Below are 23405 nucleotides of genomic sequence, written 5' to 3'. Positions count from 1 at the left end.
GCAAAAAAACCGCCTTGCTATGAAGGCGGTTTTTTATTATCTGCAACATCCCTACGCGGGCAGAACATCCCTTTCCGCTTTTTTGCCGCGCGTCACGAACTTACGCAGCGTCACGTAAAACACCGGCGTCAGGAACAGACCAAACAGCGTCACCCCCAGCATCCCGGAGAAGACTGTGATCCCGGTAACGCCGCGCACTTCTGCGCCCGCGCCGTGGCCGAGGATCAGCGGAATGGTCCCGGCAATAAAGGCGATGGAGGTCATCACAATCGGGCGTAAACGCAGGCGGCACGCCTCCAGCGCGGCTTCCATAATGCCTTTGCCCTGAATTTCCAGCTCGCGGGCAAACTCCACGATAAGAATCGCGTTTTTACACGCCAGCCCCATCAGCACCACCAGCCCTACCTGCACGAACACGTTGTTATCGCCACCGGTCAGCCAGACGCCAAACAGCGCGGAGAGCAGGGTCATTGGCACGATGAGGATCACCGCCAGCGGCAGCGTCCAGCTTTCATACAGCGCCGCCAGCACCAGGAACGCCAGCAGCACCGCGACAGGGAAGACGATCAGCGCCGTATTGCCCTGCGTTGCCTGCTGGAAGCTCAGGTCCGTCCATTCAATGTTCATCCCGTTCGGCAGGATCTGCTTCGACATTCCGTCCAGCTGCGCCATCGCCTGCGAGGACGAAAGTACGCGCGGGTCGGCATCGCCAATCAGATCCGCCGCCGGATAGCCATTGTAACGAATCACCGGGTCCGGGCCGTAGGTGGTCGTGATATTCACCATACTGCCAATCGGCACCATTTCACCCTGGCTATTGCGGGTGCGCAGATTCGCAATGTCTTCCACGCTGTCGCGGAACTGCCCGTCGGCCTGCGCCATCACGCGCCAGGTACGCCCGAACTGGTTGAAGTCATTCACGTACGACGAGCCCAGATAGGTTTGCAGCGTACCGAAAAGATCGGTCAGCGACACGCCCTGCGCTTTCGCCTTGTCACGGTCAACCTGCACGTCCAGCTGCGGTACGTTAGCCTGGTAGGTCGAGATCGGGAAATGCATCCCCGGCGTCTGCATAATCGCACCGGACATGGTGTTTACCGCGCTTTGCAGCGCGCCATAACCCAGACCACCGCGATCCTGAATGTACAGGGAATACCCCGACCCCTGACCCAGCCCTAAAATCGGCGGCGGCAGGATGGAGAAGCCAAAGCCCTGCTGGATTTGCGCGATTTTCGCGTTGATCTCCGCGTTAATTTCCGCCGCAGTATGTTTACGCTGGTCGAACGGCTTCAGGCCGAAAAAGACCGTCCCCGTATTCGGCGTGTTGGTGAACTGCAGCGCGTTCAGCCCCGGGAACGCAACCGCGTAGTCCACGCCTTCGGTATTCATCCCGATTTCGCTCATTTTGCGGATCACCGCATCGGTGCGCGCCAGCGATGAACCTTCCGGCATCTTCACGCCGCCAATCAGGTACAGTTTATCCTGCGTCGGAATAAACCCGCCGGGAACCGCTTTAAACATGACGCCTGCGGCACAGAGCAGCAGCAGATACACCACAAATACCGCCCCGCGTCGGCCAAGCGTTTTGCCCACCAGCCCCTGATAGCCGTTCGAGCTGCGGTGGAAAAAGCGGTTAAACGGACGGAAAATCCAGCCGAACAGACGATCGATAAGCCGGGTCGGGAAATCTTTCGGCGCGCCGTGCGGTTTTAACAGCAGTGCCGCCAGCGCCGGAGAGAGCGTCAGCGAGTTAATGGCGGAGATGACCGTGGAAATCGCGATCGTCACCGCAAACTGCTTGTAGAACTGCCCGGTAACGCCCGAGAGGAACGCCATCGGCACAAACACCGCGCACAGCACCAGCGCAATCGCGATAATCGGCCCGGACACTTCCCGCATCGCCTGATGCGCCGCCGCAAGCGGAGCAAGCCCCTCTTCAATGTTTCGCTCGACGTTTTCCACCACCACGATGGCGTCGTCCACCACGATACCAATGGCCAGCACCAGCCCGAACAAACTCAGGGTATTCAGCGAGAAGCCCAGCAGGTAGAGAATGCTGAAGGTCCCCACCACCGAAACCGGTACCGCGATCAGCGGTATGATCGACGCGCGCCAGGTTTGCAGGAACAGGATCACCACCAGCACCACCAGCACCACCGCTTCCAGCAGCGTTTGCACCACTGCGCGGATGGAGTCGCGCACGAAAACGGTCGGATCGTAAGGTGCCGCCCACTTCATATCTTCCGGGAAGCGGGTCGACAATTCGTCCATTTTCGCGCGCACCGCGTTAGACAGATCGATGGCGTTCGCCCCTGGAGACTGGAAGATACCAATTCCGACCGCGTCTTTGTTGTTCAACTGAGAACGTAGCGCATAGCTGCCGGAGCCCATTTCGATGCGCGCCACGTCGCGCAGGCGAACGACCGTACCGTCCTGCGTCGTTTTCAGGACAATATTGCCGAACTCGTCTTCGGTATGCAGACGGCCCTGGGCGTTAATGGAGATCAGGAAATCGCTCTCTTTCGGCAGCGGCTCGGCACCAAGCTGCCCGGCGGATACCTGCACGTTCTGCTCCTGCATCGCCGTGACCACATCCGAAGCGGTCAGCCCGCGGGCCGCCACCTTGTTGGGATCCAGCCAGACGCGCATCGCGTATTCACCCGAGCCGAAAATCTGGATCTGACCAACGCCGGGCAGGCGTGCCAGTTCGTCCTTCACCTTCAGCGTGGCGTAGTTACGCATATACAGGGAGTCGTACTTACCGTTGGGCGAAAACAGATGCACCACCAGCGTCAGCGTCGGGGATTGTTTCTGGATGGTAATGCCCAAACGCCGCACGTCTTCCGGCAGACGCGCTTCGGCCTGCGCGACGCGGTTTTGCACCTGAACCTGCGCCTGATCCGGGTCAGTCCCCGGACGGAAGGTGACGGTGGTGACCAGCACGCCGTCGGAACCCGCGACGGACTTCATATACATCATGTTCTCAACGCCGTTGATTGCTTCTTCCAGCGGCGTCGCCACCGTCTCGGCAATCACTTTCGGGTTGGCGCCCGGGTACTCCGCGCGCACCTGCACGCTTGGCGGCACGACGTCAGGATATTCGCTCACCGGCAGCAGCGGGATGGCGATTAACCCTGTGATAAAAATCAGAATCGACAGCACCGCGGCAAAAATCGGCCTGTCGATGAAAAAACGGGAAAAGTCCATGGGTTGGATTCTCAGGTCAAGGGATCAGTTGAGGGCGCTGGTGGCTGTCATGGCAACGGTTTTGGCGTTAACCGGCATACCCGGCATAAACACTTTTTGTAAACCCTCGACGATAACTTTATCGCCAGGGTTCAGCCCCTGCTGCACGATGCGTAGCCCGTCTGCCAGACGTCCCGGTGTGATATCGCGACGCTGTGCTTTGCCCTCTTTATCAACCACGTAAACATACTTGCGATCCTGATCGGTCAGCACCGCTTTGTCGTCGACAAGCGTGGCTTTGAATTCCGCGCTGCCCGGCAGGCGTACGCGGGCAAAGAGTCCCGGTGTGAACTGACGCTGCGCGTTGTCCAGCAGCGCGCGCATGCGGATGGTGCCGGTACTCGGCGTTAGCTGATTATCCAGAAAATCCACTTTGCCCTGATGGGGATACCCCTCCTCGCCCGTCAGGCCAATCTCAACCGGTAGCGCCGTGTGATTGCTGGACGCCCCCTGCCCGCTGCGGGCCAGATTTTGATAATGAAGGTAGGTCGACTCATCCACGTCAAAGTAGACGTAAACCGTCTTCTGCGAGACCAGCGTGGTGAGGACGCTGGCAGTGTCGCCCGCGGTGACCAGATTCCCGCTGGTGATCAACGCCCGGCTGGCGCGGCCGTCGATAGGCGCGGTCACTTTGGTGAAGTCCAGGTTGAGCTGAGCCGCGTCAACTGCCGCCTGCGCGGCGCGGATGTCGGCCTGCGCCTGAACGGCGGCCGAGCGACGCTGCTCCCACTCTTCCCGTGAGACCAGGTGAGTGTTGATCAGCTTATCGGTACGGTTAGCCTCACTTTGTGCCAGGCTGGCCTGCGTTTTGGCTCTCGCCAGGTTCGCCTGCGCCTGTTCCAGCGCGGCGCGATAGGTTCGGTCATCAATGGTGAACAGCACCTCGCCCTTCTTCACTTCCTGGCCGTCGGTGTAATTCACTTTATCAATGTAGCCGGACACGCGCGGACGTAGCTGAACGCTCTCCACCGCTTCGATCCGGCCGTTAAAGCTATCCCACTGGCTGATGGATTTCACGACCACGTTAGCGGCACTGACAGCGGGTGCTTGTGGCGCAGCGTTTTGCGCGACGCTGTTATCACACCCGACGAGCAGCACGGAGGCGAACATCGCCCCCAGCGCACTCAGATGAAAGTTACCCCAGGTTTTTTGCAGGCTCATTATTTTTATTCCGGTAATTGTAGCCGCCGGGCAAGACGCAGCGGGAGGCGCTGCGCCACTTCCTTTGTCCGGTGGCTGGCTTAAGGCCATTTGTGTCGTTCATCGCCACAAAACTGTAACAGTTGCGAATACACTATTCCCGGCGATTGTAGGAAGGCGCTTAATTAAGTGCAAGAATAATTGTTGCACTTTATGTGCTATTTGAGTCGATGTTAAAACACCCGTTTCGGTCAGGCATTTAAATGCAACAATAAAACTTGCAATTAATACAAAAACGCGCCACCTTTAAATGCAACAGATAAAGATACTTTTCTCTATGCAGCGTGGGGGTAACAACATGAACACTGGCGCATTTATGCATGATTTACTCGACTGGATCGACAACAACCTGGATAGCCGTCTGGATATTGAGTCAGTCGCCCGGCGCTCTGGCTACTCAAAATGGCATCTCCAGCGCCTGTTCAAAGAACATACGGGCTATCCCCTCGCCGGGTATATTCGCGCGCAAAAGCTGCAAAAATCGGTTGAGCGCTTAACCCACAGCGACGAGCCGATTTTGAACGTGGCGATCGCGCTGGGCTTTGACTCCCAGCAGTCCTTCAACCGCAGCTTTAAGCGTCAGTATGGTCAGGCACCTGGGGCATGGCGGCGGAGCATGGGTGGCCCGGAAACACAGCAACTGCGCCAGTAATGCATATTTTGCTGCAACTTCGATCTGTAGCTGTTATACTGTATATAATTACAGTATAACGAGGTGCACGATGGCTGTTGAAACAAAATTTGTTGTCGTAAGAAAAGGTGAAGAGAAAATGACTTTTGCCAGTAAGAAAGAAGCTGACGCTCACGACAAGCTGCTCGATATGGCAGACGCGTTCACCGACTGGCTGTTGCAAAGCGGAATGCAGATGGATGAAACGCAGGCTGAGAATCTTGGCCTGTATCTCGCCGAGCAGAAAGAGACCGTGCAGCATATTCTGCGTACCAGCAAACTTCCCGATCTCACTGCCCCAGCTACAACGGATAAAACTGAATCCGATGCGGCTGACACGAAAAAGATCAGGGCTGTAAAAGCGGCCTGATTCTCAGAATGCGTCATCAACGATCCTGTAGCCGCAAGCAGCCATCTGCTTGCGGCTTTTTTTTAGCCCGAACATGAAAAGAGTAAAGGAGATGACGTGCGGCAAGGAATGAAGGAAAAAATCATCCGGATCTGTGATTCAAAAATTGCCTCGAAGGGAAGCCATGTTGGGCTTTCGTTTTATGCTTTTTTTGCTAATAAAAATGACGATCCTGAACTGCTAATGGAAGTGGCGCACTGGTGGATTATGGAGATGAAACTGGACCATTTTGAAAAGGCTGAAAAGATCAGAAACCTTGTCTTAGCCCTTTAACACGCTAAAACGAGATGGCCGGTAACAATGCGGGATTGCATTGCTCTGACCGTCGCATAAATCTTCACAGACCAGTCTGCCAATCGTCGCTGCGCACGTAAGCCTGCTTCTTATCGCGCGTTGTGCAGCATCCGCTGTTTCTTTGATGTTGGCGCTAACAGGGTAATTGTTATTCCTGGTGCGGTCCGCTTTGTGCCAGGAGCGGACCTGGAGAACAACAGTCTTTGTTGAGCAACGGGGAGGTGGTCAGCATTTCTGCTCATCACTTTCGCAGACCAAACCTTATAAGATCATGAGGGAATAAAGGCTTAATCATTATCTTATCGTTAAAAATAAATAGCTTAGGTGACAGGGCGATTACATCGTAGATATTATCTACAATGAGTTGTAGATGGGTTCTGAACACGGGCACATTCGCATCATCCGCTACGACAAATACAGTTTCATTGCCTAAGTCGCTCACTTTAAACATCTCATGACTAGGTTCATAATCGCTAAAGTCCATTTCCGACCATTTGAGATCACCGCTATGCCATGGATATTGATGAAAAATATCCATTACCGCACTCAAATCATCCCCTTCCATAACATTAAAATCTGTCTTGAGCAGGTCCTTACATTCCTCAAACAATGTCATGTCAACTCCCTGTAGGCTTTATGGCTGTATATTTTTATCATATCCTCCCTGGAGGATTGTTTAAAGGAATTAGGAACGTCCGCTGATCGCTCTTAGCAGACCTAACGTTACCTCCCCCACTCCTTCCCCCCAACGTTCCCAGCCATAAAACCTGGTAGCTATACAAACGCGCCAGGCTGTTACGTTAATACCTGTTTACCCCATAACAAGGAATCGCGCATGACCACACATCCCCTACGCCAGATAATCGAATCCTGTGACCACGCCATCACCACCAAAAACTATAACGCCCTGATGGAGTACTACGCCGACGACGCGGCTCTGGTGGTCAAGCCCGGCATGACCGTGAAAGGCAAAGACAATATCCGCAGAGCGTTTATTGCCATCTCGGATTATTTCCAGGACCAATTGATTGTGGAACAAGGGGAGATGCAGGTAATCGAAGGTGGCGGCAATGCCCTCGTTATCATGGAAACCGTACTGCGTTTTCCTGATGGTCAGGATGGGATAACAGAAATGTCGCGTCGCGCGACCTATGTTTTTCGGCAGGAAAGCGACGGTCGCTGGCTTTGTACTATCGACAACTCCTACGGTACGTCGCTTCTGGATACCGGGAACTGATCGCATTAATTACATGGTTTCAAAGGGGCGCTGCCGCCCCTGCCCGTCAGCGTCCTTAATGCGCAGTAATGCGCGGCTCTTTCACAAACTCAGCCAGCAGCCACACCATATCGTGCAGCAGGCCTGTCAGCTCTTTCGCTACGTCAGCGGGCAGTGTTCCACCCATAACCGCCTGTGTCAGCGCCAGAACATAGTCCACCTGAGTCAGGGTGTCCTGCCAGCAATCCGGCACACAGGAGTTCATTTTCTCACCCATGATCAACTGTTCTATCAGATGGGGAGGAAGATCGACATCGCAGAGTTTACGCAGCCTGCGCAGGGCCTGAAGAAGACGCTCACACAGCGCAGTACGGCTCGTGGCATCATCGGTTTCGACCAGCACGCTCACCAGCGCGGCGCAGTTGTCGGCGACGTCAAATAGATCGGCATCAGCCGGAAGCGGTCGGGAGATAAGTTGCAGAATGGCGTTTTCGTCAGATGGAAGGTAAGTCAGGGTTGGGATAGTAGCCATACAAGGCATCCTTCTATATGGAGTTTATATAACCACCCTTTGAGTTCCTACGCTCGGGGGGTAGCGCTGACAGAGGTAGGAATACCGCCCATATAGAAAAACGGCCAGCCTTACGGCTGCTCCGTCAGCGCCACCGCTATTGTAACGAGATCGGCACTGCTGCGACATACGTAATGTCGCTATATGGTTGACGGGTTCCTACGCCCGATTGCGGATGTGCCGCAACGCAGGCACTTTACGACCGCGACCCGTTGAGGAAAAGATATAACGCTGAATTTCATAAGGTTACTTTGCGGTTTGCGAGGCGCCTTCCAGAATGACAACGCTGCCCTAAATTTTAAGCGTATCAATCACCGCTCCAGGCGCAGGCGACACGCTACGGTGCGGATATTGGGTTCTCGCCAGGCCGCGGCAGCTAATAGGGTATTCAGGATATTATCAGCCGTTCAGCCATCCGGGTGTTTAAATGGTTAAAATAAAATAATATTTACATTGCGGTAATAAATATTCTATGTCTTAATAGCGTCATCGGTTTGGAAAACAGACCTTATGAAAGCAGTTTTAGTAAAGCAGTCCTCAGTTCAGGTGTTATCCTTAGATATCCCTTCTTCATGAGCCTTCTCCTAAGTGCCAAATGAGTAACTCTCTCAATACAGGCCATCATCGCCGCACTATGTGGCTCATAAATTAAGGAATTATCTATGTCTAATAAAATGACTGGTTTAGTAAAATGGTTCAACGCAGATAAAGGTTTTGGCTTTATCACTCCTGACGACGGCAGCAAAGATGTATTCGTGCATTTCTCTGCAATCCAGGGCGATAACTTCAAAACTCTGGATGAAGGTCAGAAAGTATCCTTCACCATTGAAAATGGCGCTAAAGGCCCTGCGGCCGGTAATGTCACTGCACTGTAACAGGTGCTCATTATCAGTGGCGCTTACGATAGCGATGAAGGCGTTGGCCTGAGCAGTTATGTGCTACTGATAATAAAATGAACCCGCCCCGAGCGGGTTTTTTATTTATACTTCCTGACGTCTTCATCTCTTCAAATATTGTTAAATAATAAGTAATCATCATTTTAATCGTGTATTGTTTTTGTCCCCTTATAGCAGGAGCTCCCTATGTCAGTACGTAAAAAAACACAAACTCATCGTAATTATTTAGTGAAATGCACATGTCCAGGCTGTGCAAAAGATTCAGAACACAGCTTTAGCCGCGTTCAGAAAGGCTCTCAACTTGTCTGTCCGTCTTGCAATACCCTCTTTAAATCTTCCAAATGAATGAAGGCGTGTTCCTGCCATTCTCTTTATCCCTGAAATAAAGCTATATTTTCAGCGTATCGATCACAGCCCTCAGGGCAGGCGACACGTTGCGGTGCGGATAATAGAGATACAACCCGTCCATGCGCAGGCTATAGCGCTGCAACACCCGGATCAGCGTTCCGCGCTCCAGATCGTCAGCCACCAGCTCCACCGGAACATAGGCCAGCCCAAGCCCAAGCCGGGCGGCTTCGGCTTCCATGTAGCTGTCAGACAGCGCCCATTGCCCCTCTGGTCGATGGGTGATTTTTTTCCCGTCCTGCACCAGTTCCCACTGATAGTCACTACCGTCGGCAAACTGATAGGCAATGCAGGGATGATCCACTAAATCGGCTGGCGTCTGCGGAAAACCGTAGCGTCTGAAGTGTTCCGGGGCAGCCACTGCGGCCATTTCCATATCAGGCGTGATACGCACTGCAATCATTCCCTGCCCCACTTCCGGCCCCAGTCTGACACCCGCATCGAACCGCTCGGCGATAATGTCGACGAAGCGGCTTTCATTCATCAGTTCCAGCCTGATGTCTGGGTAACGCTGTTTAAAAATGGCGAGCTTTGGCAGCAGACATTTATCGATAGCATGCTGGCTGGCATTAATACGCACCGTGCCGGACGGCGTCTGACGATAGTGTGCCAGGGTCGCCAGACCCGTATCGAGCGTATCGAATGCAGACTCGGCGGTCTGATAAAGCTGTTCCCCGGCATGGGTGAGCGAGAGCTTGCGCGTGGTGCGGACCAGAAGTTGAACGCCCAATCGCTCTTCCAGCTCGCGAATCGAGCGGCTGATACCGGATTGCGCCAGCCCAAGCCGAAGCGCGGCCGCCGTGAAGCTCCCCTCCCGTACCACCTGCATGAACAGGTACAGCTCATTATAGTTTTCCCGTTTTGCCATCATGCCTACCGATTTATAACAATATGATATGAATCCTAGCAGCTTTCGCCCTCTAATCAGCACTATTTCTGCTAACTATAATGACCGCAACACAACAACCCAGGGTTCATTTCCATGAAAACATTTACCCAAAAACTGTCCGTTGCGATGCTGCTATGTGCATCATTAAGTGGGGTGACAACAATGAGTTATGCAGAAACCACCAACCCAAACGCACCTGTTTCGATGGTGACCACATGGGACAAAACCTTTTCCGAAAGTGACAAAGTCGATCACCGTAAGGTGTCTTTCCAGAACCGATACGGGATCACCCTGGTGGGCGATCTGTATCTTCCCAAAAACCGCGGCGACCGCAAGCTGGCGGCGATTGCGGTCAGCGGGCCGTTTGGTGCAGTCAAAGAGCAGTCCAGCGGCCTGTATGCGCAGACCCTGGCGGAAAATGGGTTTGTGACCCTGGCATTCGATCCGTCCTATACGGGCGAAAGCGGTGGCCAGCCGCGCAACGTTGCGTCTCCGGATATCAATACCGAAGACTTTAGCGCGGCGGTGGATTTCCTGGGGTTGCAGAAAGAGGTTGATCGTAACCGCATTGGTATTCTCGGCATCTGCGGCTGGGGCGGTATGGCGCTGAATGCGGCCTCCATGGACACCCGCGTGAAAGCGGTCGCCACCAGCGTGATGTATGACATGAGCCGGGCGATGGGCCACGGCGTGGGCTACGGGAAAGATCGCTATTCAACGTCTGACCGCCGTGCCGTTCTGCAGTATCTGAACGCACAGCGCTGGAAAGATGCTGAGAACGGGACCTTCGCGCACGGCGGTCATGACATTTATGTCGATGAAAACGGCAAGGTGACGGCAGCTGAACGTATTCTGCCAGAGGCGTTGCCAGCAGACCCGCATCCGGTACTGAAGGAGTTCTATGACTACTACCGCATGCCGCGCGGCTTCCACGCGCGTTCCGTCAACTCCACCGGCGCATGGACCGCGACCACGCCATTATCCTTTATGAATATGCCGCTGCTGAGCTACGCCGGGGAAATTACTATCCCGACGCTTATCGTAACCGGTGAAAAGGCACACTCCCGCTACTTTGCAGAAGATGCGTTTAAAGCGGTCGGCAGCAAGCAGAAGGAACTGGTGATTGTTCCGGGCGCAAACCATGTCGACCTCTACGACAACGTTGCCGGGAAGATCCCTTTCGCGCAGTTTGAACAGTTCTTCAAAACCAGCCTGAAATAAACCTCTCCGCCGCCCGTGTTGAGCGGGCGGTGCTTCGTGAAAGATGACTATGTCCACTCTGAACCCTACCACCTTACAGAATGAGGAACGTGCGCACTGGGGCGGTATTTTTGCCATGACCCTGTGCGTATTTGTCCTGATTGCCTCGGAATTTATGCCCGTCAGCCTGCTCACGCCCCTTGCCAGAGATTTGGGCGTTACAGAAGGGCTCGCTGGCCAGGGGATCGCGATTTCCGGCGCGCTGGCGGTTCTGACCAGTCTCTTCCTTTCCCGGCTTGCCGGGAATATGAACCGCAAACACCTTCTGCTGGGCATGACGATCCTGATGGCGCTCTCGGGGATGATTATCGCTTTCGCCCCAAACTATCTGGTTTACATGACAGGCCGCGCGCTGATCGGTATCGCAATAGGTGGGTTCTGGTCCATGTCTGCCGCAACGGCCATTCGCCTTGTTCCGCAGCATCAGGTATCGCGCGCGCTGGCGATATTCAACGGAGGGAACGCGCTGGCGACAGTGGTGGCAGCCCCACTGGGGAGCTATCTCGGCGCCACCATTGGCTGGCGCGGTGCCTTCCTGTGCCTGGTTCCTGTAGCGATAGTCGCCTTCATCTGGCAGTGTTTTAGCCTGCCGGGTATGAAAGGGAATCAGTACGATGCCTCGCGTGGAAGCGTTTTTCGTTTGTTCCGTCAGCGAGCGGTCTCTGTGGGTCTGCTGGCCTGCGGCCTGTTCTTTATGGGACAGTTTGCGCTGTTTACCTACGTGCGGCCGTTTCTTGAAACCGTCACGCAGGTCAGTCCCTCTGGCTTATCGCTGATTTTACTCACCATCGGCGTCGCGGGTTTTGTTGGCACACTGCTCGTTGCCATGGTTCTGAACGCGGCGTTTTACCCGACGTTAATCGCCATTCCCCTGCTGATGGCCGTCATTGCAGGCGTGTTGATACTGACCGGTCACAGCCTGTGGATCGTTGCCCTGCTGTTAAGCTTCTGGGGGATGCTGGCGACGGCGGCTCCCACGGGATGGTGGACATGGATTGCGCGAACGCTGCCGCAAGATGCCGAAGCCGGTGGCGGGTTAATGGTCGCAGTGATCCAGCTCGCCATTGCGCTCGGTTCAACGGCGGGCGGTATGGTGTTCGATCATAGCGGCTGGCAGAGCACGTTTGCATTGAGCGGAATATTGCTTCTGGGCGCGGTTGTGTTGACGCTTCTGCTTTTGCGCCTTCACAAATCACTCGCCGGATGATTTGTTGACGCTTTTCTTCACCGCTGGTGTATTGTTTTTAAACGATTCATCACTTTGAAGAGAAGCGGCGACATGATTAACATCCTCGGCAAAACCACCTCTATCAATGTTCGTAAAGTGCTCTGGACCTGCGAGGAAGCAGGCCTCGAGTATCAGCAGGAAGACTACGGCAGCGGTTTTGCCTCAACGGAAACGGATGCCTTCCGCGCGCTGAACCCCAACGCCATGGTGCCGGTACTGATTGACGGTGATTTCGTGCTGTGGGAGTCCAACGCCATCTGCCGTTATCTGGTGCGCAAGGCCGGACGTCACGCGCTGCTGCCCGCAGAGCCGCAGGCCTGCGCCAACGTTGAGCGCTGGATGGACTGGCAGGCAACCGAATTCAATAACGCCTGGCGCTATGTCTTCCCGGCGCTGGGGCGTAAAAACCCGGACTTTAACGACCCTCGGCGTATTGCTGCGGGAATAAAAGAGTGGAACCACTGCATCACCATTCTGGAAAACCAGCTGCAGCGCACCGGAGCCTTTGCAGCGGGCGAGGCGTTTACCCTTGCGGACGTGGTGCTTGGGCTGTCGGTGAATCGCTGGAAGATGACGCCGTTTGATAAGCCCGACGTGCCCGCGATTGAGGCCTGGTTTGAACGTCTCAATCAGCGCCCGGCGTTTTTGCGTCACGGCAATAACGGCATGATGTAAAGTGTTTACGACCCCATGTTGAGCAAGGATATTTTATTTAATTACTAAACCCTTAAACGTATCAGAGGGAATAATAATTAAGCCATATCCTGGACAGCCCGTTGCACCGCTTTGCTAGCCTGACTATTCAGGCAACGCTCAACCTGGAGGTATTCTTGCTGATTAGACTCAAGAAAGAACGAACGCATAAGGAGGATCGCCGGCTTGCTCTCTGGTTGGCGACCTCGGCAGGTTTGCTGAATGCCATCGCCCTCGGCGCATTTGGTTTTTTCCCCTCACACATGACCGGCAACACCTCACAATTATCCAGCGAAGTCTCTTCCACCGATCTGAGCGATATTATTTTTTTCGGCTCGATTATTCTCTCCTTTGTCGCAGGCGCAATCATTGCGCGCACGATCGTGATATGGGGCATTATCCATAACGTCCGGCTGGTTTTTTGCCAGATCCTTTTTGTCGAAGGGATATTGCTGACCGGCGTCTCCTTCTACGAAATGTTTTTTCATACCCTCACGAGCAACAGAGAAATTATTCTTTTTCTGTGCGGCCTGATGGGCATTCATAATTCCACTTCCACGCAGCTGTCCAGCGGACGGGTGAGATCGACGCATATTACCGGGACGCTGACAGACGCGGGAATATCCCTGGCCTCCGTACTGGTGGCAATGCTCCGCAGGGATTACTCCAAAGATACGGCGGCACAAAAAAGCCAGCTGAAAACCCACTTAACCACCCTTTTCTCGTTTATCACGGGCGGTATCGCAGGACTGCTGCTGTTCAGGTGGATCGGGTTTAACGCCATGCTGGCGCTCGGGTTGATGCTCGCCGTGGTCGCTATCGTTTCAATTATCACCGTCTCGACGCGGGTTCGACGGGTTCGGGCTTCTCAATGCAGATGATGATCGATATTCGGTGTAAGCGCTTTCTTAAATGTGACGGTGTCACTTTTAAAAAAGCGCTTTAGGACTATTCTGCCTGCACCACTATCAGCCCTTACGCCATAAGGCTTAACCCGAGGTTGTCACTGTTTTCATAGGGTTACTGATTTTACCCCTTCGCTGGAACCCTTCCCAAACGCTTGCTATAGGTGAAATACCCCTGCCGAAACATGGCATAACAACAGGCAACCGGTGGTTGCTATAACGCATGCGCACAGGGAGACACACCGCAATGCACCCATTACTCAAACGTTCGCTGCTGTTTGTCGGCGCCATTATCGTGGTTCTCGCCCTCCTCGTCTGGGGCATTGGGCTGGAGACGATCAGGGCGCGCCAGGTTGACCTGGTCTATCTCGGGAAACAGCACATGATTCTGGTTTTCTCGTCGATGTTCTTTGCCCTGCTGGTCGGTATTCCGAGCGGGATCCTGCTGAGCCGCCCTGCGGCGCGAGGTATCGCCGAATACGTCATGCAAATCTTCAACGTCGGCAACACGCTGCCGCCGCTGGCCGTTCTGGCGCTGGCGATGGTGGTGATTGGCATTGGCGATACGCCCGCCATCATCGCACTTTTCCTCGCCTCGCTGCTGCCGATAGTGCGTAACACCTACGCCGGGCTGTGCTCGGTCCCGCCGTCGCTGCTGGAAGCGGCAAACGGCATCGGAATGACCAAATTGCAGCGTCTGCGTCAGGTTGAGCTGCCAGCCGCCTGGCCGGTCATGCTCTCGGGGATCCGCATTGCCACCGCCATCAACGTCGGGACCGCGCCGCTGGCGTTCCTGATTGGTGCCAGCAGCTACGGCGAGCTGATTTTCCCCGGTATTTACTTAAACGATTTCCCGACCCTGATCCTCGGCGCGGCGGCCACCGCCCTGTTCGCCCTGATCCTCGATACCCTGCTGGCGGCGCTGGGTCGCGCGATGAGTCCCCATCTCGCTCGATAACAATAACAAGGAGCTTTTATGAGACTGTTTTCCAGCCTGACGGCGCTGTGTGCCGCGGCGCTGTTCACCAGCCAGGCGATGGCGGCCCCGCTGATTCTGGCGACCAAGAGCTTTACCGAGCAGCACATTCTCTCGGCAATGACCGTGCAGTACCTGCAAAAGAGAGGTTTTCAGGTACAGCCGCAAACCAACATTGCTACGGTGATCTCCCGCAACGCGATGATCAACAAGCAGATTGACATGACCTGGGAGTACACCGGCACGTCGCTGATCATCTTTAACCACATCAACAAGCGCATGTCGCCGCAGGAGTCTTACGAGACGGTAAAACGCCTGGACGCGAAGCACGGTCTGGTCTGGCTCAAGCCTGCCGACATGAACAACACTTATGCCTTTGCCATGCAGCGCAAGCGCGCCGAGGCGGAACATATCAACACCATGTCGGAGATGGTGGCGAAGATTGAGCAGATCCGTAAAACCAACCCGGACAAAAACTGGCTGCTGGGGTTAGACCTGGAGTTTGCCGGACGCAGCGACGGCATGAAGCCGCTTCAGGCGGCCTACAACATGGAGTTGGATCGCCCACAGATCCGCCAGATGGACCCGGGCCTGGTATACAACGCCGTACGCGACGGGTTTATCGATGCCGGACTGATTTACACCACCGACGGGCGCGTGAAAGGCTTCGACCTCAAGGTGCTGGAAGACGATAAAGGCTTCTTCCCGAGCTACGCGGTGACGCCGGTGGTGCGTAAAGACACACTGGAGGCCAACCCCGGTCTGGAAGAGGCGCTCAACACCCTCTCGGCCCAGCTCAACAACGACGCTATCACCGAACTGAATAAGAAGGTGGATATCGACCATCAGTCACCGCAGCAGGTCGCCCGAGATTTCCTGCGTAGCAAACAGCTGCTGTAGGAGGCGCTATGGAGACGATTCACTACATTCTGGACAACTGGGATTACCTCTTAACCCTGACGCTGCAGCATCTGTGGCTGGTGGCGCTGGCCGTAGGTTTAGCCATCATCATCGGCGTACCGCTGGGCATTCTGATTGTCCGCCACAAGTGGCTGGCAACGCCGGTGCTGGGGATAGCCACCATCGTGCTGACCATTCCGTCCATCGCCCTGTTTGGGCTGATGATCCCTCTGTTTTCGCTGATCGGTCAGGGTATCGGTGCCCTGCCTGCAATCACCGCTGTTTTTCTCTACTCATTACTGCCGATTGTGCGTAACACCCATACGGCGCTCGACAGCCTGCCGCCTGGCCTGCGCGAAGCCGGGCGCGGCATCGGCATGACCTTCTGGCAGCGCCTGCGCTGGGTTGAGATCCCGATGGCGCTGCCGGTGATTTTCGGCGGGATCCGCACCGCTGTGGTGATGAACATTGGCGTGATGGCGATTGCCGCCGTGATCGGCGCGGGCGGTCTGGGGCTGCTGCTGCTCAATGGCATCGGCGGAAGCGATATTCGCATGTTGATTGCGGGCGCGCTGATGATTTGTCTTTTAGCGATTGTGCTCGACTGGCTGCTGCACCGTCTGCAGGTGGTTCTGACTCCAAAGGGGATTCGATAATGATAAAACTGGAAAACCTCACCAAACAATTTTCACAGAAGCACGGCCAGACCTTTAAGGCCGTTGATAACGTCAACCTGAACGTGCCCGAAGGGGAAATGTGCGTCCTGCTCGGCCCTTCCGGCTGTGGGAAAACCACCACGCTGAAGATGATTAACCGCCTTATTACCCCGAGCAGCGGGACAATCCTGATCAACGGTGAAGACACCAGCGGGATGGACACCGTCACCCTGCGCCGCAACATTGGCTACGTGATCCAGCAGATTGGCCTGTTTCCGAACATGACCATCGAAGAGAACATCACCGTCGTGCCGCGCATGCTGGGCTGGGATAAAGCGCGCTGCAAAACCCGCGCCGAAGAGCTGATGGATATGGTGGCGATGGATCCGCATAAGTTCCTCAACCGCTACCCGCGCGAGATGTCCGGCGGCCAGCAGCAGCGTATCGGCGTGATCCGCGCCCTGGCGGCTGATCCTCCGGTGCTGCTGATGGATGAACCCTTCGGCGCGGTGGACCCGATCAACCGCGAGGTGATCCAGAACCAGTTCCTGGAGATGCAGCGCAAGCTGAAAAAAACCGTCATGCTGGTGAGCCACGATATCGACGAAGCCCTGAAGCTCGGTGACCGCATTGCGGTGTTCCGTCAGGGGAAAATCGTGCAGTGCGCCAGCCCGGATGAACTGCTGGCGAAACCGGCGAATGAGTTTGTCGGCTCGTTTGTCGGTCAGGACCGTACGCTGAAGCGTCTGCTGCTGGTATCCGCAGGAGACGTGACCGACCAGCAGCCGACCATTACGGTGCGGGGTTCTACCCCGCTTCCCGAAGCCTTTTCAACCATGGATGATAATGACATTCGCGCGATTACCGTGGTCGATGAGCACGGCAAACCGCTGGGCTTTGTGAAGCGTCGCGAAGCGCGTAACGCCAGCGGTACCTGCGCCGACATCCTGCATCCGTTCCGCATGACCGGCAAAGCGGAAGACAACCTGCGCGTGGTGCTTTCACGTCTGTATGAGAGCAATACCAGCTGGATGCCGATTGTGGATGAGGACGGGCGCTACAACGGCGAGATTTCTCAGGACTATATTGCCGAGTACCTGAGTTCAGGGCGTACGCGCCGGGCGCTAAATATTCATAGTGAGAGTTAATCTTTCAGGCCGGGCATCGCCCGGCTTTTTCGCGCGGATACCTTTTGCTAACCCCACGTTTTCCCGCCACAATATTATATCTTTCCCGTTGACTCGCGACCCATGCAACGTCTTCACGCCTACCCCGACATTCCCGCGATGTTTCGCCGACTCCTGATTGCCATCGTCACCGGCGTGTTGGCCGCGCTGGCCGTTGCGGTATTCCGCCACAGCATGTATCTGCTGGAGTGGCTGTTTTTAAGCAACGACAGCGGCAGCCTGGTGAACGCCGCCGCCGCATTATCGCCCTGGCGACGGGTGCTGACGCCCGCGCTGGGCGGTCTGGCTGCTGGACTGCTGCTCTGGGGATGGCAACGGTTTACCGCGCAGCGGCCTCACGCGCCAACCGATTATATGGAAGCGCTGGAAACCGAAGACGGACAGTTTGATTACGGTGCCAGCCTGGTGAAATCACTCGCTTCTTTGCTGGTGGTCGCCAGCGGCAGCGCCATCGGGCGTGAAGGGGCGATGATCCTGCTTGCCGCCCTCGCGGCTTCCCTGTTCGCCCGGCGCTTTACCCCTAAATCAGAATGGAAATTGTGGATTGCCTGCGGGGCCGCCGCCGGGATGGCCAGCGCCTACCACGCCCCCTTAGCCGGAAGCCTGTTCATCGCTGAGATCCTGTTTGGCACGCTGATGCTGGCCTCGCTCGGCCCGGTGGTGATTGCTGCGGTGGTCGCGCTGCTTACGACTCGCCTGCTCAGCCCCGGCGCAAACACCCTTTATCAGGTCCACCTCAACGAAAGTCTCACCGCGGTAAATTATTCCCTGATTGTCGGCATGGGACTGCTGGCCGGGCTGTGCGGTCCGCTGCTGATGTGGCTGATGGCCTACAGCCACGCTCTGTTTCTGCGCCTTAAGCTTTCGCCGCCGTGGCAGCTGGCGCTGGGCGGGCTGATCGTCGGGCTGCTGTCGCTGCTGACGCCGAAGGTGTGGGGGAATGGCTACAGTGTGGTTCAGGCTTTTCTTCTCGCCCCGCCGTTGCTGTCGGTGATTGCAGGCGTGTTTATCTGTAAATTGCTGGCGGTACTGGCAAGCAGCGGCTCGGGCGCGCCCGGCGGGGTGTTCACACCGACGTTATTTGTCGGCATGGCGACAGGAATGCTGTTTGCGCAGCTATTTGCGCTGTGGTTTCCTGGTGCTGAGACGGCAATTTTGCTGGGGCTGGCAGGTATGGCAACGCTGCTGGCTGCCACGTCGCATGCGCCAATTATGTCGGCACTGATGGTCTGTGAAATGACCGGGCAGTATTCTTTACTGCCCGGCTTGCTGGTCGCGTGCGTCGTCGCGTCGGTACTGTCGAGGACGTTACGCCACGACTCTGTCTACGGACCCCATACTGCTGAAAGCAGAGAGGTCGATGTACTGCGCTAATTCGCGCTGCTCGGCGCGCGGCAGGTAGGGCAATTCACCCACTAAAGGCCCGGGGAGTTTTTTGCTCAGCACCTCGATGATTTCAGCGTAGTGCGCAAGCCCCGGGTTAATACGGTTAGCCACCCAGCCCACCAGCGGCAGACCGTCATTGGCAATGGCCTGTGCCGTCAGGAGGGCATGGTTGATGCACCCTTCCTGAATGCCGACCACCATCACCACGGGCAGTTGTTCCTGCACCACCCACTCGGAAAGCGGGCGTAAATCATTCATCAGGCTGCGCCAGCCGCCGGTGCCTTCAACCACAACGTGGTCCACTTTCTCGCTCAGGCTCGCCAGACCGTCGGAAAGCAGGCTGTAGTTGATCAGGCCGCTGTGCGCCACGCTGCTCTCATCCTCGCTTAGCGCGATAGGATTTACCGCGTGATAAGGTAATTCAATGGACGAAACGCTTTGCAGCACCAGGGCGTCTTTATTACGCAATCCGTCTGGCGTCTCTTTACTGCCTTTTGCGACCGGTTTGTACCCTGCCACGCGTTTACCGCTGGCTGCCAGAGACTGCAGCAATGCGCGGGATACGACGGTCTTGCCGACAGAGGTATCAGTACCAGTAACAAAGAAACGCTTAAGCATGACTCATTCCACCTCTTGGGTATGCTTCGAAAATATAAACCAGGTAAATAATTCAGTGGGGGAAGTCTACGGGATGCGTGCGCTACCCGGCTTGAGATAGCGCAATATTTCTTACATCTATGGAAAAGAGTTAACCCTGCAACAAACGGATCAGTAAAGAGCCGTTATACATCGCATCTTTCACCAGCGCGGCACCGGCCATGGTTCCCTGGTTCGAAAATTGGGTGCTTTCGACCGCGATGTTTTTACTGTACGCAGGAAGCGCCTGCTGGTTGATGCAGGCAGAAATCGCCGGAAAGAGAATCTCCGCCGCCTGGCTGAGCGGTGAACCAATCAGAATTTTTTGTGGGTTAAACAGATTGACCATAATGGCGAGAATGCGGCCCACGTTGTTACCGACGCCCGTGATGATATCTTTCGCCAGTAAATCCCCCTGTCGGGCTGCAGCGCAGAGAGAATCCACGGTAAGCGGCTGGCCGTGAAGCGAGGAGCTCATCGACTGGCTGAGCCTCACCTGCGCCAGCTCCAGCACGCTTTCGACGCTGGCAATGGTCTCCAGGCAGCCGTGGTTCCCGCAGTAGCAGCGTTTACCGTACGGGTCGACCTGCGTGTGACCGATTTCCACCAGGCTGCTGCTTCCGGCGTGCAGCAGGCGACCGTCGGTAATCACCCCCGCCCCCACGTTGTGATCAATCACCACCTGAATAACGTCGCGCGCGCCGCGAGATGCGCCAAACAGCGCCTCCGCCATGGTCCAGGCGCTGATATCATGCTGAATGTAGACGGGCACGCCGGTATGGTTTTTCAGCACCTCACCCAGCGGCATCTCTTTGACATTGTCATAAAACGGCATGCGGTGCACGATGCCATTCTCGGTATCAATGATACCCGGCATGGTGATAGGAATCGCCGTTAACCGTTCAAGCCGCTGCTGATGGCGGATAAAGAAGTGATCGATATGGGTCAGGATGGCGTCAAGAAGCGGTTGTTCCGCATCGAGCGGGAGCTCCAGCCGGTCTTCCACCACCAGCTTGCTGCTGAGATCGCGCAGCGCAAGGAAGATTTCCCCCCGGCTGATGCGCAATGACAGGTAGTGCCATGCTTCCGTTTCTACCACCAGCCCGACAGCAGGACGTCCACGGCTGCCCGGCTCCTGTATTTCCGTCTCCTGGACCAGGTGAGCTTCCAGCATTTCGCGAACTATCTTGGTGATACTGGCGGGTGCCAGTTGTGCCAGGCGCGAAAGATCGATACGCGAAACCGGACCGAGCTGATCAATCAGGCGATACACTGCGCCTGCATTGGTCTGCTTAATCTGATCAATATGCCCTGGCTGGCTATCAGCAACCACCTCGTACTCCCTTATTTTCGAGCTTCGAAATAAACTGTTGGCTATGGTGAAGCACTTCACCAGGCGTCGTCAAATATTTACTTAGCCATGTGATTTACCGCACATTTTTACCCCAGTTTCCCTATAAATATCGCCCTGCCGAGGCTGTAATGAGCTGCTTTTTAAACCGCTGCGCCGCCTGACTCTGTTCGCGATGTTTTGACCAGACCAGCCACATCTCGGAAACCGCCTCTTTTTCGGCAATCGCCACCCAGCGCATTTCCTGCAATTGTACCCGCTTAAAGGACGCCGGGAGAATAGAAACCCCAAGTCCGGCGGCAACCAGACCAATAATGGTCATGGCCTCCCCCACTTCCTGAGTAATAACCGGGGCGAGATCGTGGCGACGCATCAGGCCCAAAATATCGTCATACAGACCGGTGCCGACCTGAGGGTCAAAAAAGACAAAGGGCTCTTTTGCCAGCTCTGCCAGCGTCACGGAAGCTTGCGACGCCAGAGGGTGATCCTGCGGGATCATCGCCATCAGGGGTTCGCGCAGGATAACCTGCCACGCCAGCGTATCCGGTAGTGCGGTATTACGCATCAGCCCCAGGTCGAGCGCCCCCTCGTTGAGCGGCGAAATTTGCTCGCGGGTGTTTATTTCGCGGGTCTGAATATGCACGTCCGGGAAATGGCGGCGGAACGATGAGAGGGTTTCAGAGACGGCGCTGATGAAGGGCGCCGACGAGGTAAAGCCGATCCGCAGTTCGCCGGTCTCCCCCAGATACAGCCGCTCCGCCCTGGCAGCGGCGTCATCCACCATGCTCAGAATTTGCCTGCTGTCGGCCAGGAACTGCTTGCCCGCGGCGGTCAGGCTCACGCTACGGTTCGTACGCGCCAGCAGACGCGCCCCAACCTGCTGTTCGAGGATCTGAATTTGCTGGCTGAGCGGTGGCTGAGAGATGTTCAGCCTCGCCGCCGCGCGGCCAAAATGCAGCTCCTCTGCTACCGCCACGAAGTAGCGTAAATGACGCAGTTCGATATTCATATTTTTAAAGTATCATTTGAGATTATTAATATATTAGACAGAATATTTACATTTTCCTACTCTGATCTTGTGGTCATACCCGTCACCAGAAATCACGGGGATGTTTAAGCAAGGAACATGTGTGAGTCGTACAACTACCATTGATATCACTCCGGCAAATGATATTGATGATTTACCTGCAGCATCTCAGCCGGTGCAGTTTATTAAACGTGGTACCCCTCAGTTTATGCGCGTCACGCTGGCGCTTTTCTCAGCAGGTCTCGCAACCTTTGCCCTGCTCTATTGCGTGCAGCCGATCCTGCCTGTGTTGTCCCACGAGTTTGGCGTGTCGCCTGCCAGCAGCAGTATTTCGCTTTCTCTCTCCACCGGGATGCTGGCGGTCGGTCTGCTGTTCACCGGGCCGCTCTCAGATGCGATTGGCCGAAAGCAGGTCATGGTCACCGCTCTGATGCTGGCCTCCGTCTGTACGCTGCTTTCAACAATGATGACCAGCTGGCACGGTATCCTGATAATGCGTGCGCTGATCGGGTTATCGCTGAGCGGCGTCGCTGCGGTCGGGATGACCTACCTCAGCGAGGAGATCCACCCGAGCTTTGTCGCCTTCTCTATGGGGCTGTACATCAGCGGGAACTCCATCGGCGGGATGAGCGGACGCCTGCTGAGCGGGGTGTTTACGGATTTCTTTAACTGGCGCATTGCGCTGGCGGTGATTGGTTGCTTTGCGCTCGCCTCTGCGCTGATGTTCTGGAAAATCCTGCCGGAATCACGTCACTTCCGCCCGGCGTCCCTGCGCCCCAAAACGCTGTTTATCAACTTCCGCCTGCACTGGCGTGATAAAGGGCTGCCGCGCCTGTTCCTGATGGGTTTTCTGCTGATGGGTTCGTTTGTCACGCTGTTTAACTACATTGGCTATCGCCTGATGCTTTCTCCGTGGCATCTCAGCCAGGCGGTGGTCGGCCTACTTTCCGTGGCATACCTCACCGGTACCTGGAGTTCGCCAAAAGCCGGAGCGATGACCGCACGCTACGGTCGTGGCCCGGTGATGTTGTTCTTCACGGCGGTGATGCTGGTCGGCCTTCTGCTGACGCTCTTCTCCTCTCTGTGGCTGATTTTTGCCGGAATGCTGCTCTTCTCTGCAGGCTTTTTCGCCGCCCACTCGGTCGCCAGCAGCTGGATTGGCCCGCGTGCCCGTCGCGCAAAGGGCCAGGCGTCGTCGCTGTATCTGTTTAGCTATTACCTGGGATCAAGCATTGCCGGGACGCTCGGCGGCGTGTTCTGGCACAACTACGGCTGGAACGGCGTGGGCGGGTTTATCGCGCTGATGCTGTGCGCGGCGCTACTGGTGGGGGCAAGTTTGCATAAACGTCTGCATTAACATTCTGCGTCCTTCGTGTTTAAATCGAGCCGATGCTAATTTTTGTC

The 23405-nt window shown here is 55.7% G+C and carries 24 protein-coding genes; 16 read left to right on the top strand and 8 right to left on the bottom strand.

Annotated features, from left to right (window positions below):
• Positions 1 to 51 precede the first annotated feature (51 nt).
• Both oqxB and ENTMO_RS0111175 read right to left on the bottom strand, forming a co-directional pair.
• Entirely contained in the window at positions 52 to 3207 is a 3156-nt protein-coding gene (gene oqxB, locus ENTMO_RS0111180; RefSeq protein ID WP_010430600.1) for a multidrug efflux RND transporter permease subunit OqxB, read from the bottom strand.
• 24 nt (positions 3208 to 3231) lie between these two features.
• Complete coding sequence (locus ENTMO_RS0111175) at positions 3232 to 4407, bottom strand: efflux RND transporter periplasmic adaptor subunit (protein ID WP_010430599.1); 1176 nt, start codon at positions 4405 to 4407, stop codon at positions 3232 to 3234.
• A gap of 337 nt (positions 4408 to 4744) precedes the next feature.
• Here ENTMO_RS0111175 and ENTMO_RS0111170 point away from each other — a divergent pair, with 337 nt between their 5' ends.
• From ENTMO_RS0111170 to ENTMO_RS0111160, 3 genes are all read left to right on the top strand, one after another.
• Positions 4745 to 5098, top strand: coding sequence for a helix-turn-helix domain-containing protein (locus ENTMO_RS0111170; RefSeq protein ID WP_029485062.1), 354 nt, complete (start codon positions 4745 to 4747; stop codon positions 5096 to 5098).
• A 70-nt stretch (positions 5099 to 5168) separates the two neighbouring features.
• Positions 5169 to 5486: a YebG family protein gene (locus ENTMO_RS0111165; RefSeq protein ID WP_010430597.1), complete on the top strand. Its 318-nt coding sequence runs from the start codon at positions 5169 to 5171 to the stop codon at positions 5484 to 5486.
• Positions 5487 to 5582: 96 nt separating this feature from the next.
• The gene (locus tag ENTMO_RS0111160; protein ID WP_010430596.1) at positions 5583 to 5798 is read left to right on the top strand and encodes a DUF6500 family protein; all 216 of its coding nucleotides are present in this window, start codon (positions 5583 to 5585) and stop codon (positions 5796 to 5798) included.
• 262 nt (positions 5799 to 6060) lie between these two features.
• On the opposite strand, the gene ENTMO_RS0111155 is transcribed toward ENTMO_RS0111160, so the two are convergent.
• A complete protein-coding gene (locus tag ENTMO_RS0111155) occupies positions 6061 to 6435 on the bottom strand; it encodes a CDI toxin immunity protein (RefSeq protein WP_010430595.1) in 375 nt (124 codons plus the stop codon).
• Between the two features lie 219 nt (positions 6436 to 6654).
• On the opposite strand from ENTMO_RS0111155, the gene ENTMO_RS0111150 reads away from it, so the two are divergent.
• Positions 6655 to 7056, top strand: coding sequence for a YybH family protein (locus tag ENTMO_RS0111150; RefSeq protein WP_010430592.1), 402 nt, complete (start codon positions 6655 to 6657; stop codon positions 7054 to 7056).
• Between the two features lie 55 nt (positions 7057 to 7111).
• On the opposite strand, the gene ENTMO_RS0111145 is transcribed toward ENTMO_RS0111150, so the two are convergent.
• Positions 7112 to 7567: a hypothetical protein gene (locus tag ENTMO_RS0111145; RefSeq protein ID WP_010430589.1), complete on the bottom strand. Its 456-nt coding sequence runs from the start codon at positions 7565 to 7567 to the stop codon at positions 7112 to 7114.
• A 701-nt stretch (positions 7568 to 8268) separates the two neighbouring features.
• Here ENTMO_RS0111145 and cspE point away from each other — a divergent pair.
• Both cspE and ENTMO_RS26560 read left to right on the top strand, forming a co-directional pair.
• A complete protein-coding gene (cspE, locus tag ENTMO_RS0111140; protein WP_010430585.1) occupies positions 8269 to 8481 on the top strand; it encodes a transcription antiterminator/RNA stability regulator CspE in 213 nt (70 codons plus the stop codon).
• Positions 8482 to 8688: 207 nt separating this feature from the next.
• A complete protein-coding gene (locus ENTMO_RS26560; protein ID WP_213329513.1) occupies positions 8689 to 8847 on the top strand; it encodes a YnfU family zinc-binding protein in 159 nt (52 codons plus the stop codon).
• Between the two features lie 43 nt (positions 8848 to 8890).
• Here ENTMO_RS26560 and ENTMO_RS0111135 read toward each other — a convergent pair whose 3' ends face one another.
• The gene (locus tag ENTMO_RS0111135) at positions 8891 to 9775 is read right to left on the bottom strand and encodes a LysR family transcriptional regulator (protein ID WP_010430582.1); all 885 of its coding nucleotides are present in this window, start codon (positions 9773 to 9775) and stop codon (positions 8891 to 8893) included.
• 114 nt (positions 9776 to 9889) lie between these two features.
• Between ENTMO_RS0111135 and ENTMO_RS0111130 the strand changes: the two genes are divergently transcribed.
• From ENTMO_RS0111130 to clcB, 9 genes are all read left to right on the top strand, one after another.
• Complete coding sequence (locus ENTMO_RS0111130; RefSeq protein ID WP_071985419.1) at positions 9890 to 11017, top strand: alpha/beta hydrolase; 1128 nt, start codon at positions 9890 to 9892, stop codon at positions 11015 to 11017.
• A 49-nt stretch (positions 11018 to 11066) separates the two neighbouring features.
• Entirely contained in the window at positions 11067 to 12263 is a 1197-nt protein-coding gene (locus ENTMO_RS0111125) for an MFS transporter (RefSeq protein ID WP_010430577.1), read from the top strand.
• A gap of 72 nt (positions 12264 to 12335) precedes the next feature.
• Complete coding sequence (locus ENTMO_RS0111120) at positions 12336 to 12959, top strand: glutathione S-transferase family protein (RefSeq protein WP_010430575.1); 624 nt, start codon at positions 12336 to 12338, stop codon at positions 12957 to 12959.
• 155 nt (positions 12960 to 13114) lie between these two features.
• Entirely contained in the window at positions 13115 to 13858 is a 744-nt protein-coding gene (locus tag ENTMO_RS0111115) for a YoaK family protein (protein ID WP_029485061.1), read from the top strand.
• Between the two features lie 271 nt (positions 13859 to 14129).
• Positions 14130 to 14840, top strand: coding sequence for an osmoprotectant ABC transporter permease OsmY (osmY, locus tag ENTMO_RS0111110; RefSeq protein ID WP_010430571.1), 711 nt, complete (start codon positions 14130 to 14132; stop codon positions 14838 to 14840).
• 18 nt (positions 14841 to 14858) lie between these two features.
• Positions 14859 to 15758 (top strand): osmoprotectant ABC transporter substrate-binding protein OsmX, encoded by a 900-nt coding sequence (gene osmX / locus ENTMO_RS0111105; RefSeq protein ID WP_010430568.1) that lies wholly within the window; start codon positions 14859 to 14861, stop codon positions 15756 to 15758.
• 8 nt (positions 15759 to 15766) lie between these two features.
• A complete protein-coding gene (gene osmW, locus ENTMO_RS0111100) occupies positions 15767 to 16414 on the top strand; it encodes an osmoprotectant ABC transporter permease OsmW (protein ID WP_006808875.1) in 648 nt (215 codons plus the stop codon).
• Positions 16414 to 17562, top strand: a complete 1149-nt coding sequence (osmV, locus tag ENTMO_RS0111095) for an osmoprotectant ABC transporter ATP-binding protein OsmV (RefSeq protein WP_010430562.1) — start codon at positions 16414 to 16416, stop codon at positions 17560 to 17562. Before osmW ends, osmV begins: the two co-directional genes overlap by 1 nt.
• Before the next feature lie 102 nt (positions 17563 to 17664).
• Positions 17665 to 18975, top strand: coding sequence for a voltage-gated ClC-type chloride channel ClcB (gene clcB / locus ENTMO_RS0111090; RefSeq protein WP_029485060.1), 1311 nt, complete (start codon positions 17665 to 17667; stop codon positions 18973 to 18975).
• Here the strand turns inward: clcB and bioD are convergent.
• From bioD to ENTMO_RS0111075, 3 genes are all read right to left on the bottom strand, one after another.
• Positions 18910 to 19605, bottom strand: a complete 696-nt coding sequence (bioD, locus tag ENTMO_RS0111085) for a dethiobiotin synthase (protein WP_010430557.1) — start codon at positions 19603 to 19605, stop codon at positions 18910 to 18912. The two genes, clcB and bioD, sit on opposite strands and share 66 nt — an antisense overlap.
• 130 nt (positions 19606 to 19735) lie before the next feature.
• On the bottom strand, positions 19736 to 20956 hold the full coding sequence (mlc, locus tag ENTMO_RS0111080) for a sugar metabolism global transcriptional regulator Mlc (protein WP_010430555.1): 1221 nt from the start codon (positions 20954 to 20956) through the stop codon (positions 19736 to 19738).
• A 121-nt stretch (positions 20957 to 21077) separates the two neighbouring features.
• Positions 21078 to 21983, bottom strand: coding sequence for a LysR family transcriptional regulator (locus tag ENTMO_RS0111075; RefSeq protein WP_010430552.1), 906 nt, complete (start codon positions 21981 to 21983; stop codon positions 21078 to 21080).
• Positions 21984 to 22104: 121 nt separating this feature from the next.
• Between ENTMO_RS0111075 and ENTMO_RS0111070 the strand changes: the two genes are divergently transcribed.
• Positions 22105 to 23358, top strand: coding sequence for an MFS transporter (locus ENTMO_RS0111070; protein WP_010430549.1), 1254 nt, complete (start codon positions 22105 to 22107; stop codon positions 23356 to 23358).
• The last annotated feature ends 47 nt before the right edge of the window (positions 23359 to 23405 follow it).

The organism is Enterobacter mori LMG 25706 (genome assembly GCF_000211415.1).
Classification (GTDB): domain Bacteria; phylum Pseudomonadota; class Gammaproteobacteria; order Enterobacterales; family Enterobacteriaceae; genus Enterobacter; species Enterobacter mori.
This window is presented reverse-complemented; position numbering and strand designations above follow the sequence as displayed.

Excerpts from the sequence above, each read along its gene's own strand:
- oqxB (WP_010430600.1), bottom strand. The coding sequence starts at position 3,207 with ATGGACTTTTCCCGTTTTTTCATCGACAGGCCGATTTTTGCCGCGGTG.
- ENTMO_RS0111175 (WP_010430599.1), bottom strand. The coding sequence starts at position 4,407 with ATGAGCCTGCAAAAAACCTGGGGTAACTTTCATCTGAGTGCGCTGGGG.
- ENTMO_RS0111170 (WP_029485062.1), top strand. The coding sequence starts at position 4,745 with ATGAACACTGGCGCATTTATGCATGATTTACTCGACTGGATCGACAAC.
- ENTMO_RS0111165 (WP_010430597.1), top strand. The coding sequence starts at position 5,169 with ATGGCTGTTGAAACAAAATTTGTTGTCGTAAGAAAAGGTGAAGAGAAA.
- ENTMO_RS0111155 (WP_010430595.1), bottom strand. The coding sequence starts at position 6,435 with ATGACATTGTTTGAGGAATGTAAGGACCTGCTCAAGACAGATTTTAAT.
- ENTMO_RS0111150 (WP_010430592.1), top strand. The coding sequence starts at position 6,655 with ATGACCACACATCCCCTACGCCAGATAATCGAATCCTGTGACCACGCC.
- ENTMO_RS0111145 (WP_010430589.1), bottom strand. The coding sequence starts at position 7,567 with ATGGCTACTATCCCAACCCTGACTTACCTTCCATCTGACGAAAACGCC.
- cspE (WP_010430585.1), top strand. The coding sequence starts at position 8,269 with ATGTCTAATAAAATGACTGGTTTAGTAAAATGGTTCAACGCAGATAAA.
- ENTMO_RS26560 (WP_213329513.1), top strand. The coding sequence starts at position 8,689 with ATGTCAGTACGTAAAAAAACACAAACTCATCGTAATTATTTAGTGAAA.
- ENTMO_RS0111135 (WP_010430582.1), bottom strand. The coding sequence starts at position 9,775 with ATGGCAAAACGGGAAAACTATAATGAGCTGTACCTGTTCATGCAGGTG.
- ENTMO_RS0111130 (WP_071985419.1), top strand. The coding sequence starts at position 9,890 with ATGAAAACATTTACCCAAAAACTGTCCGTTGCGATGCTGCTATGTGCA.
- ENTMO_RS0111125 (WP_010430577.1), top strand. The coding sequence starts at position 11,067 with ATGTCCACTCTGAACCCTACCACCTTACAGAATGAGGAACGTGCGCAC.
- ENTMO_RS0111120 (WP_010430575.1), top strand. The coding sequence starts at position 12,336 with ATGATTAACATCCTCGGCAAAACCACCTCTATCAATGTTCGTAAAGTG.
- osmY (WP_010430571.1), top strand. The coding sequence starts at position 14,130 with ATGCACCCATTACTCAAACGTTCGCTGCTGTTTGTCGGCGCCATTATC.
- osmX (WP_010430568.1), top strand. The coding sequence starts at position 14,859 with ATGAGACTGTTTTCCAGCCTGACGGCGCTGTGTGCCGCGGCGCTGTTC.
- osmW (WP_006808875.1), top strand. The coding sequence starts at position 15,767 with ATGGAGACGATTCACTACATTCTGGACAACTGGGATTACCTCTTAACC.
- osmV (WP_010430562.1), top strand. The coding sequence starts at position 16,414 with ATGATAAAACTGGAAAACCTCACCAAACAATTTTCACAGAAGCACGGC.
- clcB (WP_029485060.1), top strand. The coding sequence starts at position 17,665 with ATGCAACGTCTTCACGCCTACCCCGACATTCCCGCGATGTTTCGCCGA.
- bioD (WP_010430557.1), bottom strand. The coding sequence starts at position 19,605 with ATGCTTAAGCGTTTCTTTGTTACTGGTACTGATACCTCTGTCGGCAAG.
- ENTMO_RS0111075 (WP_010430552.1), bottom strand. The coding sequence starts at position 21,983 with ATGAATATCGAACTGCGTCATTTACGCTACTTCGTGGCGGTAGCAGAG.